Annotated in this window: 22 protein-coding genes; 20 read left to right on the forward strand and 2 right to left on the reverse strand. The window is 54.3% G+C overall.

Annotated features, from left to right (window positions below):
- The first annotated feature begins 20 nt into the window (after positions 1-20).
- The gene (locus HNR65_RS07880) at positions 21-1,463 is read left to right on the forward strand and encodes a 4-hydroxyphenylacetate 3-hydroxylase family protein (RefSeq protein WP_181550925.1); all 1,443 of its coding nucleotides are present in this window, start codon (positions 21-23) and stop codon (positions 1,461-1,463) included.
- A 179-nt stretch (positions 1,464-1,642) separates the two neighbouring features.
- Here the strand turns inward: HNR65_RS07880 and HNR65_RS07885 are convergent, their stop codons facing one another.
- A complete protein-coding gene (locus HNR65_RS07885) occupies positions 1,643-2,308 on the reverse strand; it encodes a TetR/AcrR family transcriptional regulator (RefSeq protein ID WP_181550926.1) in 666 nt (221 codons plus the stop codon).
- A gap of 287 nt (positions 2,309-2,595) precedes the next feature.
- Between HNR65_RS07885 and HNR65_RS07890 the strand changes: the two genes are divergently transcribed.
- The 12 genes from HNR65_RS07890 to HNR65_RS07945 all read left to right on the forward strand — a co-directional run bounded on the left by HNR65_RS07890 (position 2,596) and on the right by HNR65_RS07945 (position 15,588).
- Positions 2,596-3,795 (forward strand): thiolase family protein, encoded by a 1,200-nt coding sequence (locus HNR65_RS07890; protein WP_181550927.1) that lies wholly within the window; start codon positions 2,596-2,598, stop codon positions 3,793-3,795.
- Between the two features lie 12 nt (positions 3,796-3,807).
- On the forward strand, positions 3,808-4,599 hold the full coding sequence (locus HNR65_RS07895; protein WP_181550928.1) for an enoyl-CoA hydratase: 792 nt from the start codon (positions 3,808-3,810) through the stop codon (positions 4,597-4,599).
- A 30-nt stretch (positions 4,600-4,629) separates the two neighbouring features.
- The gene (locus tag HNR65_RS07900) at positions 4,630-6,417 is read left to right on the forward strand and encodes an acyl-CoA dehydrogenase family protein (RefSeq protein WP_181550929.1); all 1,788 of its coding nucleotides are present in this window, start codon (positions 4,630-4,632) and stop codon (positions 6,415-6,417) included.
- A gap of 27 nt (positions 6,418-6,444) precedes the next feature.
- On the forward strand, positions 6,445-7,698 hold the full coding sequence (locus HNR65_RS07905; protein ID WP_181550930.1) for a thiolase family protein: 1,254 nt from the start codon (positions 6,445-6,447) through the stop codon (positions 7,696-7,698).
- 15 nt (positions 7,699-7,713) lie between these two features.
- Positions 7,714-8,877: a glutaryl-CoA dehydrogenase Acd gene (gene acd / locus HNR65_RS07910; RefSeq protein WP_181550931.1), complete on the forward strand. Its 1,164-nt coding sequence runs from the start codon at positions 7,714-7,716 to the stop codon at positions 8,875-8,877.
- Between the two features lie 110 nt (positions 8,878-8,987).
- Positions 8,988-10,253 carry an ABC transporter substrate-binding protein gene (locus tag HNR65_RS07915; RefSeq protein ID WP_181550932.1) on the forward strand — a complete coding sequence of 422 codons (1,266 nt, stop codon included), beginning with the start codon at positions 8,988-8,990 and terminating at the stop codon, positions 10,251-10,253.
- 182 nt (positions 10,254-10,435) lie between these two features.
- Positions 10,436-11,695: an ABC transporter substrate-binding protein gene (locus HNR65_RS07920; RefSeq protein WP_181550933.1), complete on the forward strand. Its 1,260-nt coding sequence runs from the start codon at positions 10,436-10,438 to the stop codon at positions 11,693-11,695.
- 87 nt (positions 11,696-11,782) lie between these two features.
- Positions 11,783-12,646, forward strand: a complete 864-nt coding sequence (locus tag HNR65_RS07925) for a branched-chain amino acid ABC transporter permease (protein WP_181550934.1) — start codon at positions 11,783-11,785, stop codon at positions 12,644-12,646.
- Between the two features lie 3 nt (positions 12,647-12,649).
- The gene (locus tag HNR65_RS07930) at positions 12,650-13,624 is read left to right on the forward strand and encodes a branched-chain amino acid ABC transporter permease (RefSeq protein WP_181550935.1); all 975 of its coding nucleotides are present in this window, start codon (positions 12,650-12,652) and stop codon (positions 13,622-13,624) included.
- Between the two features lie 15 nt (positions 13,625-13,639).
- A complete protein-coding gene (locus tag HNR65_RS07935; protein WP_181550936.1) occupies positions 13,640-14,398 on the forward strand; it encodes an ABC transporter ATP-binding protein in 759 nt (252 codons plus the stop codon).
- Positions 14,398-15,108, forward strand: coding sequence for an ABC transporter ATP-binding protein (locus HNR65_RS07940; protein WP_181550937.1), 711 nt, complete (start codon positions 14,398-14,400; stop codon positions 15,106-15,108). Before HNR65_RS07935 ends, HNR65_RS07940 begins: the two co-directional genes overlap by 1 nt.
- 87 nt (positions 15,109-15,195) lie before the next feature.
- A complete protein-coding gene (locus HNR65_RS07945; protein ID WP_181550938.1) occupies positions 15,196-15,588 on the forward strand; it encodes a universal stress protein in 393 nt (130 codons plus the stop codon).
- Between the two features lie 93 nt (positions 15,589-15,681).
- Here HNR65_RS07945 and HNR65_RS07950 read toward each other — a convergent pair whose 3' ends face one another.
- The gene (locus HNR65_RS07950) at positions 15,682-17,088 is read right to left on the reverse strand and encodes a sigma-54-dependent transcriptional regulator (RefSeq protein ID WP_181550939.1); all 1,407 of its coding nucleotides are present in this window, start codon (positions 17,086-17,088) and stop codon (positions 15,682-15,684) included.
- Positions 17,089-17,341: 253 nt separating this feature from the next.
- Here HNR65_RS07950 and HNR65_RS07955 point away from each other — a divergent pair, with 253 nt between their 5' ends.
- From HNR65_RS07955 to HNR65_RS07985, 7 genes are all read left to right on the forward strand, one after another.
- Entirely contained in the window at positions 17,342-19,771 is a 2,430-nt protein-coding gene (locus tag HNR65_RS07955; protein ID WP_181550940.1) for a tetratricopeptide repeat protein, read from the forward strand.
- A 9-nt stretch (positions 19,772-19,780) separates the two neighbouring features.
- Positions 19,781-20,185 (forward strand): flagellar basal body rod protein FlgB, encoded by a 405-nt coding sequence (gene flgB / locus HNR65_RS07960; RefSeq protein ID WP_181550941.1) that lies wholly within the window; start codon positions 19,781-19,783, stop codon positions 20,183-20,185.
- Between the two features lie 17 nt (positions 20,186-20,202).
- The gene (flgC, locus tag HNR65_RS07965; RefSeq protein WP_181550942.1) at positions 20,203-20,634 is read left to right on the forward strand and encodes a flagellar basal body rod protein FlgC; all 432 of its coding nucleotides are present in this window, start codon (positions 20,203-20,205) and stop codon (positions 20,632-20,634) included.
- 5 nt (positions 20,635-20,639) lie between these two features.
- Complete coding sequence (gene fliE / locus HNR65_RS07970; protein WP_181550943.1) at positions 20,640-20,936, forward strand: flagellar hook-basal body complex protein FliE; 297 nt, start codon at positions 20,640-20,642, stop codon at positions 20,934-20,936.
- A gap of 110 nt (positions 20,937-21,046) precedes the next feature.
- Positions 21,047-22,588, forward strand: a complete 1,542-nt coding sequence (gene fliF / locus HNR65_RS07975) for a flagellar basal-body MS-ring/collar protein FliF (protein WP_181550944.1) — start codon at positions 21,047-21,049, stop codon at positions 22,586-22,588.
- Positions 22,589-22,594: 6 nt separating this feature from the next.
- Positions 22,595-23,605, forward strand: coding sequence for a flagellar motor switch protein FliG (gene fliG / locus HNR65_RS07980; protein ID WP_181550945.1), 1,011 nt, complete (start codon positions 22,595-22,597; stop codon positions 23,603-23,605).
- Positions 23,598-24,353, forward strand: coding sequence for a FliH/SctL family protein (locus HNR65_RS07985; protein WP_181550946.1), 756 nt, complete (start codon positions 23,598-23,600; stop codon positions 24,351-24,353). The genes fliG and HNR65_RS07985 overlap by 8 nt, the downstream gene beginning before the upstream one ends.

The following is a 24,353-nucleotide window of genomic DNA, read 5'->3' on the forward strand; positions in this document are numbered from 1 at the left end:
GCGCATATAGAGGTGCCGCCATGATGACAGCCCGGCAATACGAAGAAAGCCTGCGTAAGCTAAACATAGTGGTTTACATGTTTGGCGAACGCATTTCCAATCCTGTGGATCATCCCATTATCCGCCCGTCCATGAACGCGGTGGCCAAGACCTATGAACTGGCCCATCAGCCGGAACACGAAGACCTGATGACCGCGACCTCGCATTTGACCGGAAAGAAGATCAACCGGTTTACCCATATCCATCAAAGCGTTTCCGACCTGGTGAAAAAAACCAAGATGGGCCGGCTGCTCGGGGCCCACACCGGGTGCTGCTTTCAACGGTGCGTGGGCATGGATGCCTTAAATGCCATTTCCATTGTCAGTCATGACATTGACGCCGAATATGATACCGACTATAAAGACCGGTTTTTGAAATACCTTAAATATGTGCAGGAAAATGACCTGACCTGTGACGGGGCCATGACCGATCCGAAGGGGGACCGCTCCCTTCCGCCCCACAAGCAGCCGGATTCGGACATGTACGTGCATGTGGTAAAGGAGACCGAAGAGGGCATGGTGGTGCGCGGGGCCAAGGCTCATCAGACCGGGGCGGTCAACTCCCATGAAATCATTGTTATGCCCACCATTGCCATGCGCGAGCAAGACCGGGACTATGCCGTCTGCTTTGCCCTGCCCAGCGATGCCGAGGGCATTACCTATATCATGGGGCGCCAGTCCTGTGATACCCGCAAGACCGAGCAGACCCGGCTGGATACCGGAAACCCCGCATTCGGGGGACATGAGGCCCTGGTGATTTTCGATGATGTGTTTGTCCCATGGGACCGGGTTTTCATGTTCCGGGAACACGAGTTTGCCGGCGTTCTCGTGGAAAAGTTTGCCGGCTATCACCGCCAGAGTTATGCCTGCAAGTCCGGGGTGGGCGATGTGCTCATCGGGGCCACCCAGACCGTGGCCGAATACAACGGCACCCAGGGGGCCTCCCATGTAAAGGACAAAATCATTGAGATGAACCATCTCAATGAAACCCTTTTCTGCGGATCTTTGTCATGTGCCGCAGAAGGCCGCAGGGAACCCAGCGGCACCTACAGCGTCAACACCCTGCTGGCCAACGTGTCCAAGCAAAACGTGACCCGTTTTCCCTATGAAATCGCCAGGCTGGCCCAGGACGTGGCCGGCGGGCTCATGGTGACCCTGCCGTCGGCTGCTGATTTTGCATCTTCGGAAACCGCCCACTGGCTGGAAAAATATTACGGTGCCAGTGCGAATGTGCCAACTGAAAACCGACGCCGCATTCTGCGGCTTATTGAGAACCTGACTTTGGGAACTGCTGCAGTGGGTTATCTCACCGAGTCCATGCACGGGGCTGGCTCGCCCCAGGCTCAGCGGATCATGATTGCCCGTCAGGTGAACATGCAGCAGAAACAGCAGATGGCCAAAAACCTCTGCGGCATTGAGGAATAAGGATCTTTTGGACCGGAAACTTGATGGCGCCGTAAAAAGTCCAATATCTGCGTTACGCGCAATTTCTCAGAATTTCAGCTACGGCTAAGTACGCTGCATTCTTCGAAATTGCGCAAGCCTTGATCTTGAACTTTTTACGGCGCCATCTGAAATCAGACTTTTTACGGTGCCATCAAACTTTATTCGGATCGGCTCATGTGGACGTTGATGTGGACCGGGGGTTGCTCGGGGGTGGCGCGGATGCCGATGAAAAGAGTGTTAAAGAGCGTTTCTGTAAGATCTGTGAGGCTTGCGGGTTTGCCCAGCAGGCTTTTGCGGGTGACCAGGTGCTCGATGCTGCCCCAGATCATGGCCCGGATCACATACGGATCCATGTCCGGCCGGAATTCATTGCTTTCGATGCCTTCTTCCAGCACCTGGATGTAGTTTTGCGCTGAGGACTGAACAACACGGTAGGCCTCGGTTTTCAAAAAATTGGGATTGCCCTTTAAAATCAGCATCACCACATTGGCGTAATCGGGATTGTCCTCGTAAAGGGCCAGGTGCCGGTGGATCAAAAAGCGCAGTTTGTTTGCGGCACCGTGTATGTAGGGCAGAATCTCGCGGTTTTTTTCCTGGTAATGCTGGATGATTTCCCCGGGAATGGCAAACAGCAGCTCTTCTTTGGAGGAGAAATATTCATAAATGGTGGCTTCCGATACCTTGGCCTTTTTGGCGATATCGGAAATCGTGGCGGTCTGAAACCCCTTTCTGGCAAATATGTGCTCCGCGGCCTTTAAGATGGCTGCGGCTTTTTTGGGATTTTTCAGATTTTTTTGACTGCTTTTGGGAGCTTTGTTTGCCATTGTACACACCGGTTACTGGGTTGATCCATTTTTATTTTATTAAAATTCAAACATACTAAAATTTATTTTTAACTGTCAAGCCCTATTTTTAGTTGTATAATAAAAAACATGGTTTTTTTTTAATGCAACTATGATTTTTTGAAAAAGAATATTGACAGACTTGGTTTTCTCGACTAATTTTTCTCCTTATACAATTACCGCAGAAGGCTCGTCGATCAGGGCGGTCCTTGCTGCCGCACGGATCCGGTAAAGACAGGATCGGTACAGAGGAAATGGGAGATGCGGACATGTCCAGTCCATTCAGCGATGTGGTGGTAGTCGATGCCGTGCGGACCGCTTTTGGCCGCGCCGGTGAAAAAGGAATTTTCTGGAACACACGGGCCGAGGATCTGTGCATTCCCTTGTTAAAAGCGCTTGTTGACCGAAATAGCGGCTTCTCCCCGGAGATGGTGGAAGACAGCATCTGGGGGGTTACCAACCAGGTCAAGGAGCAGGGAGGGACCATCGGCCGCCTGATCCCGATTCTGGCAGACTGGGGATGGGATGTTCCTGGCTGCTCCATTGACCGCATGTGTGCAAGCGGGCTGACCGCCGTGGGTTTTGGTTCCAGCCACATTGCCTGCGGAATGGCAGATTGCCTTCTGGCCGGCGGGGTGGAGCACATGGGCCATCTGCCCATGGGATTTATGCGCGATCCCCACCCGGATGCCGAGCAGATGCTGGGCGGCCCTTCGGCCTTTAATATGGGCGTGACTGCTGAAAACATCCATGACCGGTTCCCGGAGTTCACCCGGCAGATGGCAGATGAATACGCCTGGCGCTGCCAGTGCAAAACCGCCGAAGCCGTGGCTGCGGCAAAAATGGACCACATGATCGTGCCCATTGAAGTGCAGCTGGAAGACGGTACAAAAACCGTTGCAGATAAGGATCAGCATCCCCGCCCCGAAACCACACTGGAAGGCCTGTCCAGGTTAAAAACCCCGTTTCGGGAGCAGGGCGGCCGTGTGACCGCAGGCAATTCTTCGGGATTAAATGACGGGGCGGCCGTGGTGCTGCTCATGAGCCGGGCCATGGCGGAAAAACAGGGTTTTGTTCCGAAAATGCGGTGGGTGGCCACCGGCGTTGCCGGCGTGGATCCTACAATTATGGGCACCGCACCGGTGCCGGCCACCCAAAAAGCTCTGGAAAAAGCCGGGCTGACCATGGATGACATGGATATCATTGAAATAAATGAAGCCTTTGCTGTCCAGGCCCTTTACTGTCTGGACCGCCTTGGCGTGGCCGCAGATGACCCTCGTGTGAACAAGTGGGGCGGGGCCATTGCCTACGGACATCCCCTGGCCGCCTCCGGACCCAGGCTGGTGGCTTTCATGAAGGGCCTGTTTGCCGAAAATCCGGATTTCCGCTATGGCCTGACCACCATGTGCGTAGGAAGAGGGCAGGGCTACTCCATCATATGGGAAAATCTCAGCCGGGCATCATCGTAAGGGGTGCATTTTATGGTAACCACAGGTTCCATACCCGAAATTGGCGTCGTACACAAAAACGGTGTTCGCCGTATTGAAATCCGCAGACCGGAGAAAAAAAACGCCCTGACGCGAAACATGTATGCGGCCATGTCCGAAGCCATGGAAGCCGCTGACAAGGATGCAGCAACACGGGTGATATTTCTGCACGCAAAAGGCGACTGCTTCTGCGCCGGAAACGATCTCAAAGAGTTTCAGCAGGCCGGTGAAGACTCGAAACTGCGGGCCGGGCGGGAAAACCCCTTCCTCAAAACCATCAGCCGGCTTGAAAAACCCATGGTGGCGGCCGTAAACGGCCAGGCCATCGGCGTGGGCACAACCCTGCTGCTGCATTTTGATCTGGTCTATGCCGGCTGCAGCGCCACTTTTTCCATGCCCTTTGTCCGGCTCGGGCTCTGCCCGGAGGCCGGATCCAGCTTTTTGCTGCCCAGGCTCGTGGGCCATCAGCGGGCATCGGAGATCCTTTTGCTCTCCCGCAGCCTTTCTGCCCGGGAGGCCGTGGACCTGGGCATGGTCAACGCCCTGTTTGCCGATAACCGGGTGGTTGAGCAGTCCCTGGTCATTGCTGAAAAGCTGGCCCAGCAGCCGCCGGAATCGGTTCGTCTGACCAAGGCCCTGCTGAAAAAGTCCGCCAGATCAACGCTTTTTGAGACCATGGACGACGAGATCGATCATTTCTCCCGGCGCCTGGCCTCCGGGGAATGCAGAGAAGCCCTGGCTGCGTTTTTTCAGCACCGGCCCCCGGATTTCTCTTCGTTTACCTAACCCATCTAAGGATTTGTCCGAGGATTTGTTATGACGCATTTTAAAATCAACCAAAAAGACATCTTTTTCATATTAAAGGAACAGCTCGGCTATGGCAGTCTCTGCAGCCTTAAGCGCTACCGGTCACTGACCGAAGAAACCCTGGACCTGATGGTCACAGAGGCCATCCGGTTTGCCAAAAAGGCCGTGGCTCCTTTAAACGAGATTGGCGAGGAGCAGGGCATCCGCTACGAGAAGGGACAGGTGTTGTGCCCCCCGGAGTTTGCCGAGGTTTTCCGCACCTACGGACAGGACGGCTGGACAGCAGCGGCCCGGGATCCCGAGTACGGCGGCCAGGGTTTTCCCCACATGATGCGCATTGTGGTCAATGATTTCATGTACGGGGCCTGTCAGTCCTTTAACATGGCCCCAAGCCTGACCCATGGCGCCGCCCACCTGATTGAAAGCTTCGGCACCGGGGAGCTTAAAAAGGCTTTTGTGCCCCGGATGTATAACGGCACATTTTCCGGCACCATGTGTTTGACAGAGCCCGATGCCGGCTCCAACCTGGCCGCCACCCAGACAGTCGCATATCCGGAAGGCGATGGTTATAAAATCAAGGGCAGCAAGATTTTTATCTCCTGGGGGGATCATGACATTGCCGACAACATTGTGCACCTGGTGCTTGCCCGCATTGACGGCGCCCCTGAGGGGGTTGGCGGCATATCCCTGTTTGTGGTGCCCAAGTACCGGTTAGATGACCACGGGGGTGTGGGGCCATTCAATGACGTGGTCTGCACCGGTATTGAGGACAAGCTGGGTCTGCACGCCTCTCCCACAGCCGCCCTGAGCTTTGGCGCAAAAGACGGGTGTGTGGGGTATTTGTGCGGCGAGCCCAACCGCGGCCTGGCCCACATGTTTCAGATGATGAATTCCGCGCGGATCAATACGGGGGTGTCCGGGATGACCCTGGCCAGTACGGCCTATCAGAACGCCCTGGAATACACTCGTCAGCGGGTACAGGGCAAGGATCCGGCCAAACGAAAAGACGGCTATGTGCTCATTATCCATCATCCGGATGTGCGCCGGATGCTGTTGTGGATGAAGGCCTCGGTGGACGGCATGCGCTCGATGATCTATACGGCGGCTTTTTGGGCGGACCTGGCCGCTGAAGGCCAAGATGAACAGAGCCGGCAGCATTACCAGGCCCTTACTGATTTCATGACCCCCATTGTCAAGGCCTATTGCTCTGATGCGGGTTTCCGGGTCTGTGAAACCGCCATGCAGTGCCTGGGCGGCTACGGCTACTGTCGGGATTACCCCATTGAACAGTACCTGCGCGATGCCAAGATCATGAGCCTTTATGAGGGCACCAACGGGATTCAGGCCATTGATCTGATGGGACGCAAGATGCGGATCAATGACGGGGCCATGTTTGCCGCATTTGCCAAAGAGATGGAAAATTTCATTGATGCCCATCGGGATCATGACCACTTGGGCGGCCATGTGCGGGATCTGGAAAACGCCTTTGCCAGGGTGCGGGAAATGGCCGATGAGATGCGCCGCCGCAGCAAGGATGATCCGCTCCAGTGGGCTTCTTATACCTACCCGGCCCTATTGTGCTTCGGGGATCTGGTGATGGTGTGGCGGCTTTTGGACATGGCCTGCATCGCCTGGGACCGCGCACAGAAAAAGGGCCGGAAAAATGACTTTTTTCGCGGCAAGGTGGCCCAGGCCACGTTTTTTGCCGACATGGTTCTGCCCCATACCATCCAGCGAGCCGGCACCTGTACGCGCCAGGGCCGGGAGATTGTCGAACTTGCCGATACGGCATTTTAATAAATTGAACATTTCAAGGAGCAAGTGATGTCTGATGACCGCATTGTGATCGCAAGCGGCGTGCGAACGCCTGTGGGTGCATATATGGGGGGGCTGCGCACGGTGGAGGCCTATGACCTGGCCGCAATGGTGCTAAACGGAGCCGTAGTCAGGGCCGGCATCGAGCCCGGTCAGGTGGATGAAGTGATCATGGGCCAGGCCTATCAGAACGGCGAGTATGTCAATATCGCCCGCATGGCCCTTCTTAATGCCAACTGGCCCGAGGAGATCCCCGGCTTTACAATTGACCGGCGCTGCTGCACCGGGCTGGAAGTCATCCGTCTGGCAGCCTCTTTGATTAAAAGCGGGGATGCGGAAATTGTCGTGGCCGGGGGCGTGGAAAGCATGTCCCATGCCGAGTTTTACCTGCCCGGGGATATCAAGTGGGGAATCGGCGGACAAAAGGGAATGCCCCGGGGCCACGGGGATCTGTCCATCTGGGGGCTGCCGTTTTATGACAGAATCCAGCGGGCCCGGGTCATGAGCCAGCCCGAGCACCGCTACGGAAAACTGCCCTCCATGATGTCCTGGGCGGAAACCGCTGCTGTGGAGGAAAATGTCACCCGGGAGGAATGCGACCAGTGGGCCTTTGAAAGCCAGAAAAAGGCATGCGCTGCATGGGATCAGGGAAAATTCGACCAGGAGGTGATCCCTGTTTCTGTCCCTCAGAAAAAAGGAGATCCCCTGGTGGTTGACAAAGATGAAACCCCGCGCAGGGATACGAGCATGGAAAAACTGGCCCGGCTGACCCCGGTGCTCGGGGGGGTGTGCACGGCCGGCAATTCCTCGACTGAAAACGATGGTGCTGCGGCCGTGGTGCTCATGTCTGAAAAAAAGGCCAGGGAATTGGGAATCGAGCCCTTTGCCGCAGTCAAATCCGTTGCTGCAGCCGGAGCCGATCCCACCCGTACCCACCTGACTCTCAATGCCGCGGTGAAAAAAGCCATGGGCCTGGCCGGTGCCCGGCTGGAGGACATGGAACTCATCGAGATCCAGGAAGCCTTTGCCGCCCAGGTGCTTGCGGATTTAAAGGATATGGGCGTTTCGCCCGATAATTACACCAAGGTCAACGTCAACGGTTCGGGCATTTCCCTGGGCCATCCCATCGGCGCCACCGGCGTGCGGGTTCTGGTGACCCTGATGCACGAGATGCGCAGAACCGGTGCCAAAACCGGACTGGAATGCATCTGCGGGGGCGGTGGGCTGGGAATTGCCGCCATATTTGAGAGAAATCAATTCTAGTAAGGAGATATCTGGATGCAATTTGAACTTTCCAAAGAACATAAAATGCTCCAAAAAGCCGTACGGGAATTTGCAGACAAGAAAATTGCCCCCAATGCCGACCAATGGGATGCGGACAACTATTTGCCGGTCAAAGAGGCCATCAAGCCCATGGCCGAACTGGGCTTTATCGGCACTGTGATTCCGGAGGAATACGGCGGCGAGGACGCCGGCTGGATGGCCGCGGCCATTATCACCGAGGAAATCGCCAGGGCTTCTAGTTCCCTGCGGGTTCAGATCAATCTGATCGGTATCGGATGCGCCTACCCCATCTATCTTTACGGCACAGAAGAAGCCAGAAAAAAGTATGTCCCAAAATTGTGCGCCGGAGAGATGCTGGGCGCCTTTGGCATCACCGAGCCCAATGCGGGATCTGATGTCATGTCCATGGAGACAGTGGCCGAGGACAAGGGGGATCATTTTGTGTTAAACGGCTCCAAGACCTGGATTTCCAATGCCAACCAGGCCGATGTGGCTGTGATTTACTGCTATACCGACCGGGAGGCCAAGACCAAGGGCCTGTCTGCACTGGCCGTGGAATTAAAGAATTTCCCGGGCATTACCACCTCGGATATTGATAAGCTGGGGTCTCACTCCTCGCCCACAGGTGAAATCTTTTTCAACAACACGCCCGTGCCCAAAGAAAACCTGTTGGGCCGGCCCGGTGACGGGGCCAAAATCGTTTTCAGCTCCCTTGCCAACACAAGGCTGTCTGCGGCGGCCGGTGCCGTCGGATGTGCCCAGGCATGCTATGAAATGGCCCTGAAATACTGCAACCAGCGCGTTCAGTTTGGGCAGCAGATCGGCAAGTTTCAGATGAACCAGGAACTGATCGCAAAGATGGCAACCGATATCGAGGCCGCACGCCTGCTGGTATACAAGGCGGCCTGGCAGAAGGATCAGGGCAAGGTTAACAACGGATTTGAAGTGGCCCAGGCCAAGTATATGGCCGGAGAGGTGGCCATGCGTTGCGCTGAATCAACCATGCGCATCATGGGCGCCTACGGGTATTCCACGGAATACCCCCTGTCCCGGTATTACCGCGATATCCCCACCTATGTGCTGGTTGAGGGATCGGCCAATATCTGCAAGCACATTATCGCCATGGATCGTCTGGGATACCGGAAAGCCAACCGGTAGGCTCAAGGATCTTATAAACGGACAGTGTGGTCCTGCAGCCTGAACGTGCCAGCGGACGGCGCCGTTTTTGCAGCCCTTGTCCCATCATAAACCCAAAGGAGGGGAACAAGATGCGAAGGTGGAAACATTTTCCATGGATTTTCGTGACAGCAATACTGGCAATGGTGCTTTTGGCCTCCGGTGCCTGGGCCGGGGAAGTGGTCATCGGGTTTACCGGCCCGCTTAGCGGACCGGCCGCCCAGTATGGCCGTGACAATGTGGCAGGCCTGGAAATGGCCATCAAAGACATCAACGAGACCGGCGGGATCACGGTGGACGGTGAAAAATACAGCTTCAGACTCAAAACCTATGACGATCACATTGATCCCACCGCAGCGGTCAACAACGCCAGAAGGCTTAAATCCAGGGACGGCGCCAATGTGATCTTCAATCCCGTGTTCAATACCCTGGCCCCCCTGATGGAAATCAATGAAATGCGCGGCTCCGAGTTTCTGCTCATGGCCTATACCAGCACCCCGGCAATTGATTTCATTGACAATAATCTGACCATTTCCATTCCTCCGCCGTTTAAGGCCTATGCCTGGGCATACGCAGACATCGCCTGGGAAAAGGGCTGGCGCAGGGGCGCCATGGTGGTGACCCTGGGCGCCTACGGAGATGAATGGCGGGAAACCTTTGCCGGGCATTGGGAGGATATCGGCGGAGAGATCGTGGCCGACAAGCCGGCCAACTATTATGCGGAAACCGATTTTTCATCCCAGTTGGCTGCAGTTTTGGCCAAAAATCCGGATTTTCTGCTTATTGGCGGTCCTTCGGACACCACGGCCCTTGTCATTGAACAGGCCAGGAACATGGGTTTTGATGGCGGAATGATCATGGTGGACCAGGCCAAGATGGATTATATCGCCAATGTCGCATTTGACGGGGATCTTTCCCTTATGAACAACGTCATCGGCGTGGCCCGGACCCTGGATATCGCGCCCAGGCCCATCATGGAAAAATTTCATGAGCGTTATGTGAGCCAATACGGCGGCGAGGATACCTCGGAGAATGTGTTAAACTATGCTGCCATGCGCATGGTGGCCGCGGCCATGGAAGAGGCCGGCACCGTGGATGACCCAAAGGCCGTCAAGGCAGCCTTTTCCGGGATTCTGCCCATGGAGCCGGAAAAAAGCCTGGTCGCCTACATGGGCATCCGGGGCACGCGGCTTCTGGTGCCCGGCACCGTGCAGGTGATCAAAGACGGTGAGTATCAGATGCCCAATCAGAACATCTGGTGGCCCAAAACCGAGGCGGAATACGAAAACGTCCTGAAGAAAATCCCTGAACGGAAGGTGACCAGCCGGTATCTGCCCATAGAAGAGTATATAAAATAAAACGCATGTTCATCACATCAGAAACAATGTCAAAAGCAGATTTGTTTTTTATCACCGGGTGTGTCCGCTCGTGGATGCATCCGGTGCGCGCGTGATCCTTTTGGCAATGCCCCTTGTTTATCGGGGCATCTGCGGAGTCCGGGGATCTTTGAGATATCTCAAACCAACAAGAGGGGGAAGTGATGAAAAGTGTCAAGCGTTTTTCGTTGAGCCTGGTATTCGGGCTTCTGGCAGCTGCGTTGATGGTTTCAGGCGCATGGGCGGCAGAAGCGGTGATCGGATTTACCGGCCCTTTGAGCGGTCCCGGTTCCGGTTATGGACGGGATAATGTAAACGGCCTTAAAATGGCGGTCCAGGACATCAATGCAAAAGGCGGTATCACCATTGACGGTGAAAATTACACATTTACGCTCGAAACCTATGACGACATGATTGATCCCACCGCGGCGGTTAACAATGCCCGCCGCATGCGCTCAAGGGCGGGTGCCCGGGTGATTTTCAATCCGGTGTTCAACACCATTGCGCCGCTGATGGAGGTAAACGAGCAGCCCGGCTCCGAGTTTCTGCTCATGGCCTATTCCAGTACTCCCAAAATTGATCAGATGGACAATGACCTGACCGCATCCATTCCGCCCCCGTTTACCGCGTATGTAAAGGCCTTCTCTGACATTGCCTGGGAAAAGGGCTGGCGCAAGGCGGCCATGGTGGTGACCCTGGGGGCTTACGGGGACGAATGGCGCGAGACATTCAGGCATCACTGGACCGAACTCGGCGGGGAAATCACGGCTGACAAGCCGGCCAATTATTACACGGACACGGATTTCTCCTCCCAGCTGAGTGCGGCTTTGGCAACAGAGCCGGATTTTCTGCTCATCGGGGGGCCGTCGGAGCCCACGGGGCTGGTTATTGAACAGGCCCGGAATCTCGGGTTTGACGGCGGATTCATTCTCGTTGATCAGGCAAAAATGGACTATATCGCAAACGTGGTCTTTGACGGCGATCTTTCATTGATGAACAATGTTATCGGCATCGCACAGGTGCTTGATGTGCCGTCGCCCGTGGTAAAGGAATTCAACGCGCGTTACCAGGAAGAATTCAGCGTGCACAACACCTTTGAGGCCATGCTTAATTATTCGGCACTCAACATTGTTTTTGACGCCATGGAAGAGGCGGGCACTGTGGACGACCCCAAAGCAATCAAGGCCGCCATGGCCAAAGTCCTGCCCCAGAGCGCCGAAGAAGTACCCACCCCGTATCTCGGAACCCGGGAAACCAAGCTCCTGGTGCCGGCAACAACGGGTGTGATCGCAGACGGGGAATATGCCGAGGCCTATCAGTATCTCTGGTGGCCCGGGGATGAAAAATCTTTTGAAAAGTATAAGGAAATGGCGCCAAGCGGCATTGAGACGCGCTGGATACCACTTGAAGGATATATTGAGTAAACTGTATTTTTTTTCTGACAGACCGATGGCCGCCGGAAAGCTTTCCGGCGGCCATCGGCTTGATTTGACAACAAAGGGTGAGAGTTGATGGAACTTTTCCTGCAGCAGGTTTTCAACGGCATCATGTTCGGCAGCACCTATGCGATTGTCGCTCTGGGGCTGACCCTGGTGATGGGGATTTTAAACATCCCCAACTTTGCTCACGGTCATCTTTACATGCTGGGCGGGTATCTGCTTTACTATTTTGGCGTCACCATGGGCCTGGGTTACTGGTTCGGCTTGATTTTTTCCGTGATTTGCCTTGGGCTGGTGGGTGTTCTCATGGAACGTTTTATTTACAGGCCGTTAAACAATCAGCCGCATATCAATGCCTTTATCGCAGCCATTGGTGCGCTTTTGTTCCTCGAAGCCCTGGCCCTGGTGGTATGGGGACCCCAGGGATTGCGGGTGCCCAATCCGCATCCGCAGATCCTTCATTTTCTGGGTATCACCATCGGAATCCAGCGGCTGCTGGTTATTGCCGGTGCTGTGGCCCTTATTGTGGGACTGCATTTGTTCATGAAAAAGACCATCATGGGCACAACAATCGAAGCGGTTGCCCAGAACCGTGAAGGCGCAATGCTGACAGGAATTAACGTCAACCGGGTTTCCGCCATGACTTTTGCCATTTCCGCGGCCACGGCAGCGGTGGCTGCCAGTCTGATTTCGCCGATTTTCATGCTTTCACCGGCCATGGGCGCCATCCTTGGGATGAAAGCCTTTGTCATTGTTATCTTAGGCGGCATGGGAAGCATACCCGGCGCTATTCTGGGCGGATACATCCTTGGACTCATTGAGGCGCTGGGCGGCGGATATATTTCTGCGGCCTATAAGGACGTGTTTGCCTTTGGTGCGCTGATTCTGATTTTATCCATCAAGCCAACCGGTTTATTCGGCAAAAGGGAGGTTTAAACTGTGTTTACAAAACCCGTTCACACCCGGCTTCTTTATGCAGCCATACTCATCGCAGCCCTGACTTTACCCTGGTATGTGCCGGATGCCTATATTTTTCAGATCGTGACCATGAGCCTGCTTTTTGCCATTGCCGTATCCGGCATGAACCTCATCATCGGGTTTACGGGTCAGGCTTCTTTGGCCCACGGGGCGTTTTTCGGCATAGGCGCCTACGGGGTGGCCATCATGACCAAGGCGGGCATCTCCTTCTGGCTTGCGCTTCCGGCCGCAGCCCTTGTTTCCGCTTTCATTGGTTTTCTTGTGGGCCTGCCTTCCCTGCGGACCCGGGGCTCTTATTTCGCCATTGTCACCCTTTGCTTCGGGGTGATTCTGTGGATTGTGGCCGGCAACTGGATCGAGTTGACAGGCGGGCACAACGGGATTTTCGGCATACCCCGGCCTTCTCCCATACCGGTGCCTGTTTTCGGCTCCATTGAATTTTTCACCCAGACGCCCTTGTATTACCTGGCACTGGCAGCGCTTTTGCTGACGATTTTTGTTCTTCGCCGGCTGGTTTACTCCGTTTTCGGGCTGAGCCTGATGGCCGTGCGCAACAATGAACCCCTGGCCGATGCCGTTGGCATCAATCCCTTTGCCACGAAGCTGATTTCCTTTGTGATCGCCAATTTTATCGCCGGTCTGGCCGGCGGCATGTATGCCGCTATTATCGGTGCGGTCAGTCCGAGTGCTGCTGGTTATATGATGACTTTTAATTTTTTGATTTATTTGATCCTCGGCGGCATGGCCACTTTGAGCGGACCTGTTGTGGGCGCCTTTGCCATTCCTGTTGTCATGGAATTCATGCAGTTTCTGGGGGATTTCCGAATGCTGATTTTCGGTGCCCTGCTGGTTTTTGTGATCATTTATTTCCCCCAGGGGTTTGTGGGCGGTCTGCGCCAGTTAAACCAAAAAGTCGCCGCCTGGCGTCAACAATAAACATCAGGAGTGCACATGCTTCGTGTTGAATCTCTGACCAAGCGTTTTGAGGGCCTGGTAGCCGTCCAGGACCTGAATTTTGAAATCATCAAGGGCGAAATTCTGGCGATCATCGGCCCTAACGGGGCCGGAAAATCAACGGTTTTCAATCTGATCACCGGAACCCTGCCACCGACTTCCGGAAATGTGTTTATTCACGAACAGGATATCACCGGTTTGAAACCTTATAAAATCGCCAGCAAAGGGGTTGCCAGAACTTTTCAGACCACCAGCCTTTTTGATCAGCTCAGGGTGATCGACAATCTCATGATCGCCTATAAGTGGCGCACCCGGCTGGGCTTCTGGAATACCCTTTTACATACCCGGACATGGAAAACCGATCAGGCCGAGGCTTACAAGCACTCCATGGAAACCCTGGAGTTTCTCGGGCTTGCCGAAAAAAGCGATCAGTTTGTCCCTGTATTGTCCCAGGAGGAGCAGAAGCGTCTGGCAATGGGCATCGCCCTGGTCAGCCAGCCCAAGATTCTTTTGCTCGACGAGCCCACCGGCGGTTTGATCCAGGAGGAAACCGACCGGATTACCGATCTGATCAACAAGATCCGGGATCACGGAACCACAGTCTGCATCATCGAGCACAAGATGCAGATGATCATGGGAATGGCTGATCGGATTGTTGTTTTAAATTACGGAAAAAAAATCGCCGAGGGAACGCCTGACCATGTGAAATCGGATCAGGCAGTGATCACGGCCTACCTGGGAGGGGAAGTCAAATAATGCTGAAGCTCAAACAGGTGCACACGCAAATCAGTGGACTCCATATTATCCATGATGTCTCCCTGGAAATCAAGCGGGGGGAATTCGTGGCATTGCTGGGCAACAACGGAGCCGGCAAAACCACCTTGTTTCGGACCATTGCCGGGGTATTAAAGCCCGGCTCCGGAGCCGTTGAGTTCAACGGGATTCCCATCTATCAGATGCCGGTGCATAAAATTGTGGATCTGGGCCTGGTCCTGTGTCCCCAGGGACGCCAGTTGTTTCCCCAGCTGTCCGTGCAAAAAAATCTCATGATGGGGGCCTATCCCCTGCGCAAAGACAAAATGCGGATTCAGAAAAACCTGGATCGCGTATATGAGCTGTTTCCGGTGTTAAAGGAACGCAGCCATCAGCAGGCCGGTACGTTCAGCGGCGGTGAGCAGCAGATGCTGGCCATTGCCCGGGCGCTGATGAGCGAACCCCAGATGCTGCTTCTCGATGAACCGTCAGTGGGGCTGGCGCCTCTGATTGTGCAGCAGATGGCAGATGTGATTTCCAATATCAATCATGAAATGGATACCACCATCTTTCTTTCCGAGCAGAACGCCAACATGGCGCTGAATATCACGGACCGGGGATATGTGCTGGAAAGCGGGGCCTGTGTGCTGGAAGGTGAATGTCAACAGCTCAAAAACGATGAAATGGTGAGAAAAGCATATATCGGTGCCTGACAGGGTTGATCTGTTTTCGGCAATGGTATATATAATCTGTGGAAAAGGCATCTTCCATATATATTGATTCCAGCAGCGAGGTTGATCATGAAAATAATGCTTTGTTACACCGGTTCCCGGTCTTCTCACTCCGCCTTAAGCGAAACCGTTAAAAGGGCCAGGGCCATGGATGCGCAGGTTTACCTGGTGGCATCCATGGAAAAGGGTACAGAAGATGAGCAGAAAACAATCGGACAGCTTGAGGCGGCTTTAAAGGATGCCGAAGAACAGCTGAAAAAAGAGGATATTGCGTGTGAAACCCATCTTTTGGTCCGGGGCATGACCCCGGATGAGGATCTGCTGGCATATGCCAGGGAACAAAACGTGGATGAAATTGTCATCGGCATCCGCAAGCGATCCAGGATGGGAAAACTTCTGTTTGGCTCCACGGCCCAGTTTCTGATTTTAAATGCCCATTGCCCGGTTCTGACCGTAAAGTAAACCGGTTGGGTTCTCTATGGGAAAAAAATCTTACCGCCCTGCCGCCCCGGGTTCCCAAAAGGGCGTCAGGGCAGATCTGATGCCGCGTTTTGCCTATATTTTGACTTCCAGATGCCGTTTTTTGATTTTTTCCAGCAGGGTGGTGCGCTTCATGTTCAGCAGGCGGGCCGCCTCTTTTTTATTCCCCTCTGCCATGTGAAGTGCTTTGAGGATAAGCTGGTTTTCAAATTCCTGTGTCATGGCATGAAAATCAAGATCTTCACTGATATTGTTTTGTTTTTCAGTCTCTGAGTTGCCCGCAGGGTCGCATAAGTCCTGGAATCTCTGGGGCAGGGAGCCCACATCAACCGTGTCTCCCCCGTGGAGGATGCACATACGCTGAACCAGGTTCTGCAGTTCCCGGACATTTCCGGGCCATTCATAGGCTTTTAGCCGCTGAAGGGCCTGGTCCGTGAATCCGAGAGGGACATTTTTCCTGCCCCGGTTGTACATGAGCAGAAATTTCTGGACCAGGTGCGGGATGTCTTCGGTGCGCTTGCGCAGCGGCGGCAAGGTGATGGGGACAACGCTTAAGCGGTAGTACAGATCTTCCCGAAACGTCCCGTCGGCCACGGCCTTCTCCAGATTGCGGTTGGTGGCGGCAATCACCCGCACGTCAATCTGTGTGCTTTTTACCGATCCCACCGCCTCAAAGTTTTGCTCCTGGAGGACCCGGAGCAGTTTTGCCTGCAGGTTGGCCTTCATATCACCGATTTCATCAAGAAACAGCGTCCCCTTGTCCGCGTGTGCCAGGCGGCCCTTTTTGGCCCGGTTGGCGCCGGTGAAAGCGCCTTTTTCATATCCGAACAATTCGCTTTCCAGCAGTTCCTCGGGAATGGCCGCACAATTTAAGGGGACAAAGTTATATTGATTGCGCTCCGGTGTCAGATCATGAATGGCCCGGGCCACCAGTTCCTTTCCAGTGCCGCTTTCGCCTTTGAGCAACACATTGCCTTCACTGTTGCCGGCAATGCGTTCAATAATTTCAAAGAGTTTTTTCATGGGCCGGGATTCGCCGATGATACCGGCGAATCCGTCGCTTTTGCGCAGGCGCGGTTTGTGCTGAAGGCTTTGGGCCAGCAGTTTCTGGTATTCCAGGGCGTTTTTTACCACTTCCAGGATTTCCTGCTGATAAATGGGCGTGTGGATATAAAAGTATGCCCCGGCCTGTAAGGATTCCACCACATGCTGACGTCCCCCTGGCGGCATGACCACGATGGGGACCATTGCCGGGTTGATGGCAATGCCTTTTTGGATGAGTTCCAGCCCGGATTTGTCCGGAAAGAATAAATCAGTGACCAGAAGCTCCACAGATCTCTTGTTGTTGATAAACTCCAGGGCCTCTGTCGAGTTTTTGGCTTGAAAAATATTGGCTTCGGTCTGCTCGTTGAAAAAACCGGCCACTTCACTGGCGGCATTGTCTCCTGGTTCAACCACCAGGACGGAAATATTTTTGAGCATGTTTTACCCTTGTTCAAACAGGCGGTTTATCAAATGGGTGTCAGTTGGAAACTGCTTGAAAACAGGAAATATAATATATTTCATGTCAAAATACTGACATGGTGAGGGCGATGTCAAGAATTCTTTTGGTTCATTTGACTTAGAAATCGCTGCAAGCAATTGAGATTCGTAAAATTATATTTAATTACAGGATGTTGCAAGTTTTTAAAAAATTTGGCCCCAGTTTTGCATGCATGCCCTGCAGGAGGCGCATATGAACGAGATTTCCCGGGCGGCCGGTATTGCTTGCATATTGATCTTTTTGTCAACGGGTTTGTGTCTGGCCGGCAGTGCCAACCTGCTGGGTATGTCCAGCGGCCGGCAGGAAAATGTGAATCAGGTGGATCTTGTTTTTGACAGGATCCCGGAAATCCATGTCAGCCGTTCCGGGCAGCGCGTCCGGGTGCAAATGGAAAATACCCGGGTTTCCGATTCGGTTCACAAGATTGCCGGCAAGGACCTGGCGCCCCCTTTGGTAAGGGTCAAGCTCAATTCTGAAGGAGCAAAAACGATAGTGGATTTCTATTTCCGGCAGATTCCCCGATCCGTGGATATCACAAGGGATAAAGGCAGTGCCCGGCTCACGCTCAATATCTTCTGGGACCGCAAGCAGGCCGGCAGTCGGCCCGCAATTCAGGATCAGCGGGTGGGCCGGCTTCAGCCGATTCGCCACGGGGCCGCGGCCCGGCAGATGATTTCTTCGGATTATACTGGTCGATGGACTGATTTTTTCGCCCGATTTGAATGGCCGCCGCAATGGGATCTGCCGGTAAAGTTTTCTCTCCCCCGGTTTCCGGGGCCACTGGTGAATGAAAACCGGGCTTTTCTGCCGGATGCCCTCGTGGAACTGCTCAACGGCGGGATGTGGCAGGCAGTGGAAAACAAAACAGCAGAACTGCTCACCGGCGATATCGGCGGCCGGCAGGCGGATTTGTACCAGCTGGTGCTGGCTGAATCCCTGATTCGGCAAAATCGGAATCAAAAGGCCCTGTCCGTGCTGGAAAATATGGAGCCGGGTGCTGAAAGGCCTCAGATTCGGGCCTGGCAGATTTATTTTCAGGTCCGTGCCATAGCCGGGACGGGGGAATATTACCAGGCCGCCCGCATTGCCGAAACTCAAAGGAAAAGGGTTTTGCAGGAAACTTCCGCAGCCGGCTGGTTTGCCATTTTGGAAGCGGAAACGGATATGGCCATGGGAGAGCCGGAGCAGGCACTTGCCGGGTTGGCACGGGATCTGGGTTATTCCGGGGCCGCCGGAGGCATTGCTTTGCTTCGCAAGGGCGATGCCCGGTATGATATCGGGGATATGGAGGCTGCATCTGATTTCTATGACAAGGCTGTTTTTGATTTGCGCCTTGTCCAGCAGTACCCCGGTTCCCTTGCCAGGTATACTTCGCTGCTTTACCGGAATCAGAAATATGAAACCGCCTATCGCCACTGGTTTCTGCTGTCTGAAATACTTGCCAAAAGATCGCCCCCGCACAAGCCCCTGGCGGATTATTGGGCGGCCATGGCGCTGTTTCATTCAGGCGAGCCCGACCGGGCGCGGCTGATGCTCTGGGAAATCGAGGAAAAAGCCGGAGATTCAGAGGCCGCCCTCCGGGCAAGGCTGAAATTAATGGATCTGGATGTGATGGAAAAGCCGGATCCGGATTTCAACGCCTTGCTGCCGCGGTATGATTCGATCATTGAGGCCGGAGATAAACGACAGATCCGGGAGGAGGCCTTTTTCAAGCAAATTCTGGCCTGCCATCTGGGCGGAAATGAGCTTGCAGCCGTCCGGCAGCTGGGTCGGTTTTTTGATGATTACTGGGCCGGAGAATTGCTGGCTGAAGCCCAGGCCCTGTTTGTGGAAATTTTTCCGGATGCCATAGGCGCCATGCTAAAGCAAGAAGCTTATTTCGAGGCGCTCACCCTGGTTTCCAAGCATCGGGATTTGCTCGCACAGGCTCCGATCACTTACGGATTTTTATATGACCTGGCGGAAAGCTACACCCGCTCCGGGCTTCTGGACCAGGCCGCCACCACCTACCGCTATCTCATGGATTTTGAAAAGGATGAAAAAAAACAGGCCCGGATCTTTTTGCCCCTGATCCGGATTTGTGATCAGCAGGGCAATCACGGCCAGGTGATGCGTTATGCCCCGGATTACGTAAACCGGTTTCCGGACGGCTCTGATCGAAGGGAGGTGTTTTACTATTATGTCCGGGCGCTGGCCAAAACCGGCCAATCCCGGGAGGCGGCACGAATGCTGAGGGAAAATAAGCGCCCCGTTCATGAAAAAATCGATCTTCTGGCGGGAGAGCTTTTTTTTGAACAAAAGCAATACAGGCTGGCTGCGTGTTATCTGGGCCGGGCCTCGGCCATGGCCGGGCAAAGCGGTTTGCCGGCAACGGATTTGAAACGGGCTGAAGCCCTGTTTTACTGCAATAAATGGCGGCAGGCCGCATCTGTTTATCAATCCCTTCTTGATGAGGATGGATACAGGGGACAGGCGGCATTCAGATTGATCCGGACTTATCTGAACATGGGAAGCCGGAATAAGGCCCTTAACCTTTACCGGCAAATGTCCGAAATGGAAATAGAGGCGTCCTGGCTGGCTCTGTCAGCCCAGGAAATCGAGATTGAAAACCCGATGAACTAGGGAGGTTTTATGCCAGTCAACGGCATTTTTGACAGCAATATCCAGCTGCTTGATCAGGCCCTTTCATTGAGAAGCCGCAAGCATGAAGCCATTTCCGCCAATATCGCAAATGCCGAGACGCCCGGTTATGCACGGCTGCGCATGGATTTTGAAGATGCCATGGCCGCAGCTGCCGGCAAATCGGATGACACGCAGGCGGTCACCCATCCCAGGCATATGCAGGCCGGTGCAGGCCAGGCCGAAGGGCTTGTCTATCGTCAGCAGGACCCAAATGTTATCGGAGATGGCAACAATGTGGTGATGGAGCAGGAAATGATGGAGCTGGCCGAAAACCAGATCCGGTACGAGGCAGCCATTCAGATGCTGAACAAAAAATTTGGTATGCTCAAATTCGTGATTCAGGAAAGAGCATAAATTCAGGGAGACACGCAATGGATATTTTCGGCGCAATGGACATCGGTTATTCGGCTTTACGGGCGCAGAGCCTGCGGTTAAACGTCATCGGCAGCAATCTGGCCAATATGGAGACCACCCGTACTCCGGAAGGCGGCGCTTACCGCAAAAAATCCGTAATTTTTACAAGCGAGCAAAACAGTTTTGCCCGGGAGCTTGAAAACAGCACCCAACAGCAAGCCCGGGGGGTGCGGGTAGAGCGGATCATAACAGATCAGGGAGAAGGCAAAATGGTCTATGAACCTTCTCATCCGGATGCAAATGACGAAGGTTATGTGGAAAAGCCCGATATCAGCCTGGTGGAGCAGATGACGGACATGATGAAGGCCAGGGGGAGTTATGAAGCCAACGTGACTTCCATCAAGGCCGCCCAGCGAATGGCCATGAAGGCACTGGAAATCGGGAGGTAAAAGCAATGGCAGACTCAGTTATGGCAGCTGCAGGCAGTATTTCTGCAAACCCCGGGCCCAATGCGGCGCAGAAAGCAGATGAATCCGGGCCGGGCGGCGGTTTTGAAAAAATGTTAAACGAAACGGCTCAAAATCTGAAAAAGGCTGATCAGGCCATTCTGGAGGCCAACACCGGTGGTCCCACCGACCTTCATGATGTCATGATCGCCATGGAAAAGGCCGATATTTCAATGCGCCTTGCAGTGCAGGTGCGCAACAAGGCTGTGGATGCTTATCAGGAAATAATGCGCATGCAGGTATAGTACGGCCTTGTTTTTGCATGGGGCCTTAACCGGGGATCATGCATTGAATACATCATGAGATTGCGCTGGCCGATTTGATTCGCTGTAATTGCAATACGGGATAAAAAGCAATGGAAGAAACAAAGCCTTATCAAAAATTCATGGAAAATATCCGCAACTGGCCCCTTTCCAGAAAGCTGTCTTTGGCCGGTGTCGGCCTGCTGTCGCTGATTTTGTTCGGGGTGCTGATTTTCCAGGCCGGCAAGGCGGATTTCCGGCCTTTGTATACGGATCTGCCCCGGCAGGAGGCCGCTTCGGTAACCCAATGGCTCAAGGAGGAAGGGGTTGCCTACCGGCTGGAAAACAACGGTCGATCCATTCATGTGCCGGCCGACCTGGTGTATGAAACCCGCCTGAACCTGGCCGGCCAGGGACTTCCCCGGCAGGGCGGGGTGGGATTTGAGATTTTTGATAAGCAGGATTTCGGGGTGACCAAATTTACCCAGAAAGTCAATTTCCAGCGGGCCATGCAGGGCGAACTGGCCCGGACCATTGCGGCCATGGAACCTGTGAAATCCGCCCGGGTCCATCTGGTGCTGCCCGAGGATCGTCTGCTCCGGGAGCAGCAAAAGCCCGCCAAGGCATCCGTGGTCCTGGACATAGAGCCGGGCCGGAGCCTGGATGCCACCCAGACCCGGTCGATTGTTCATTTGGTTTCCGGCAGTATCGAGGGGCTGGATAAAAACCGGGTCACGGTTCTCGATACCGGGGGTCGGCTTTTGAGCGAAAACCGCGCCAATGATCCCGGCCTGGTAATGCTGCCGGATAAGCTGAAATTTAAAAATACCCTTGAAAGCCGTCTGGAACAAAGGGTGCAGTCACTTCTGGACCGGGCCCTGGGTCGGGGCAATTCACAGGTCCGCGTCACCGCAGGCCTGGATTTTACAAAGGAAGACATTACGACCGAGGAATATGATCCGGACAGCCTCGTGCCCAGAAGCGAGAAAATCACTGAAAGCCGCTCCGGGCGCGAGCGGGGCGGCGGGGTTCCGGGGACGGAATCCAACCTGGGAGACAACCAGGAAGCCGGCGGCAGTATGATGACCGAATCCAGAAATTCCGAGGTGATCAATTACGAAATCAGCAAGACGGTCAAGCAGATTCAACGTCCGGTGGGCGATATCAAGCAGATTTCGGCAGCCGTGCTGGTGGCTGACACCTTTGATCCCGCAGCCAATGACGGCGAGGGCCAATGGGTGCCCATGGCGCCTGAAAAGCGTGATTCCATCCGCACAATGGTGTCATCCGCCCTGGGCCTGGACGCCGACCGGGGCGATCGTGTGGAGGTGGTTTCCATGCCCTTTCAAAAGGAAATGGCAGAAGCCGGAACCCGGGAGACATCGTCGGGTGTGTATGATTATCTGCCTTATGCCAAGTACATCTTGCTCCTGATTTGCGCTCTTCTGGTTTATCTGGCACTGGTGCGGCCCATGATCCGGACCTTGCGGGGGCAGGTTGTAGCGCAGCAACAGCAATATGCGGCTGAGCTGCCGGATGCATACGGCCATCAGCAGACAAAGGCGCTGGACGCGCCCACGGCCCTGCGGGGAGAGCTGGACAGTTTTTCCGTAACACCGGCCCAGGTGGTCAAGGCCTGGCTCAAGGAGGGGTAAGCAGCAATGAACAAGGATTTTTCAAAAATGAGCGGGGCTGAAAAAGCAGCCTACCTTCTGCTTTGTCTCGGCGAGGAAACAACTTCTGAAGTGTTTAAGGAATTAAAGGACGACGAGGTCCGCTGGATCAGCAGTTACATGAAAAACGTCGATCATGTGCCCGCAGATCTGGCCAAACAGGTGGTGGATCAATACCGCAAAACCCAGCAGGACTATGCCGGATTGTTTGTGGACGGCAGCGAGTTTATCAGCAACGCCCTGACCTCCACCGGTGACCAGAAGCGGGTAGAATCGCTTCTGGAAGATCTGAATTCGGGTTTTGACGGCAAGCCTCTGGAAACCATTTCCATGATGGAACCCCGGATGGTGGCTGATCTGCTGAAAAACGAACATCCCCAGACCGTAGCCCTGATCCTGTCAACCCAAAAGGCCGAGCATACCGGCAATGTTTTGCAATACCTGCCCGAGGAACTGCGTTCTGATGTGGTCTACCGGATCGCACGGATTGAAAAGGTCTCCCCGGAGGTCATCCAGCAGATTGAAGAAGCCCTGCAAAGGGAAATCGGGGGATTTGTCAAAAAGGATCAGCATCACGTGGGCGGTGTGGATAAAGTTGTCGAAATTTTGACACGAATGGAGAAAAACCTGGAACAGCAGATTTTATCCGGCATTGAGGAGGTCGACGCGGAAACCGCGGAAACCATCCGCAATTCCCTGGTGACCTTTGAGGACCTGAGCAATATTGATAACCGCGGCATGCAGAAAATCCTGCGTGAGGTCAAAAATGAAACCCTCACCCTGGCATTGAAAACCTCGCCTGAAGGCATCAAGGAAAAGATTTACCACAACATCAGTGAACGGGCGGCTGAAATTATCGCAGAAGACCTGGAAGCCCTGGGTCCGGTGCGGCTGTCAGACGTGGAGCGGGCCCAGCAAAGTATCGTCAAAATCGCCCTGCGGCTCGAAGAGGAAGGTCAGCTGGTCTTGCCGGGGAAAGGACAGGAAACCCTTGTCTAGAATATTTCATGCAGGAAGCGATGTTGCGTGTCAGCCGGTTCGTTTTGCCGATCTGGAACAGGCCGGGGGCATGGGAGAGGGCCTTTTTGTTCCCCTGTGGCCTGCAGCCGAAGCAACGGATAAAAGCGAACCCAAACCCGGCGATGCCAAACCGGCTGAAAAACCGCGCCGGGATCAAGGCCCGGCCATGACCGAAACAGCCCCTGAATTGTCTGAACCCGATGATGTAAAGAACCCGGAATCTGCCGTTGATCTGGAGGCGGTAAAAAAGGAAGCCTATACCCGGGGCAAAAAAGAGGGCCGGGCCGAAGCGGAAAAAAAACTGCACACAAGCGCCCAGGCCCTTGCCGAAGCTCTGGAGCAGATCAGCCGGCTGCGCGAGTCTCTGCTTTTAAAAAGCCGCGAAGACATGGTCCGGCTGATCATGGGCGTGGCCCGGCAGGTGATCCACAGGGAGATTTCGGAAAAAAAGGACATTATTGTCAGCACTGTGGCCGGTGCTTTGGAGGCGGCGGTGGCAGATGACGAATATTATATCCGTGTGCATCCCGATGATCTGGAAATGGTCAAAGACCATGAACCCCTTTTTCTGGCGGCCATGAAGGGGCTGCGCAACATTTATTTCATCTCTGATGAAAATATTTCCCCTGGCGGGTGTAAGGCTGAATCCCGGGGCGGGGATGTGGATGCCACAATCGAGTCCCAGCTCGGGGAAATCGAGCAGCATCTCAAAAGGGCGGTTGTCTGA

The organism is Desulfosalsimonas propionicica (genome assembly GCF_013761005.1).
GTDB lineage: Bacteria > Desulfobacterota > Desulfobacteria > Desulfobacterales > Desulfosalsimonadaceae > Desulfosalsimonas > Desulfosalsimonas propionicica.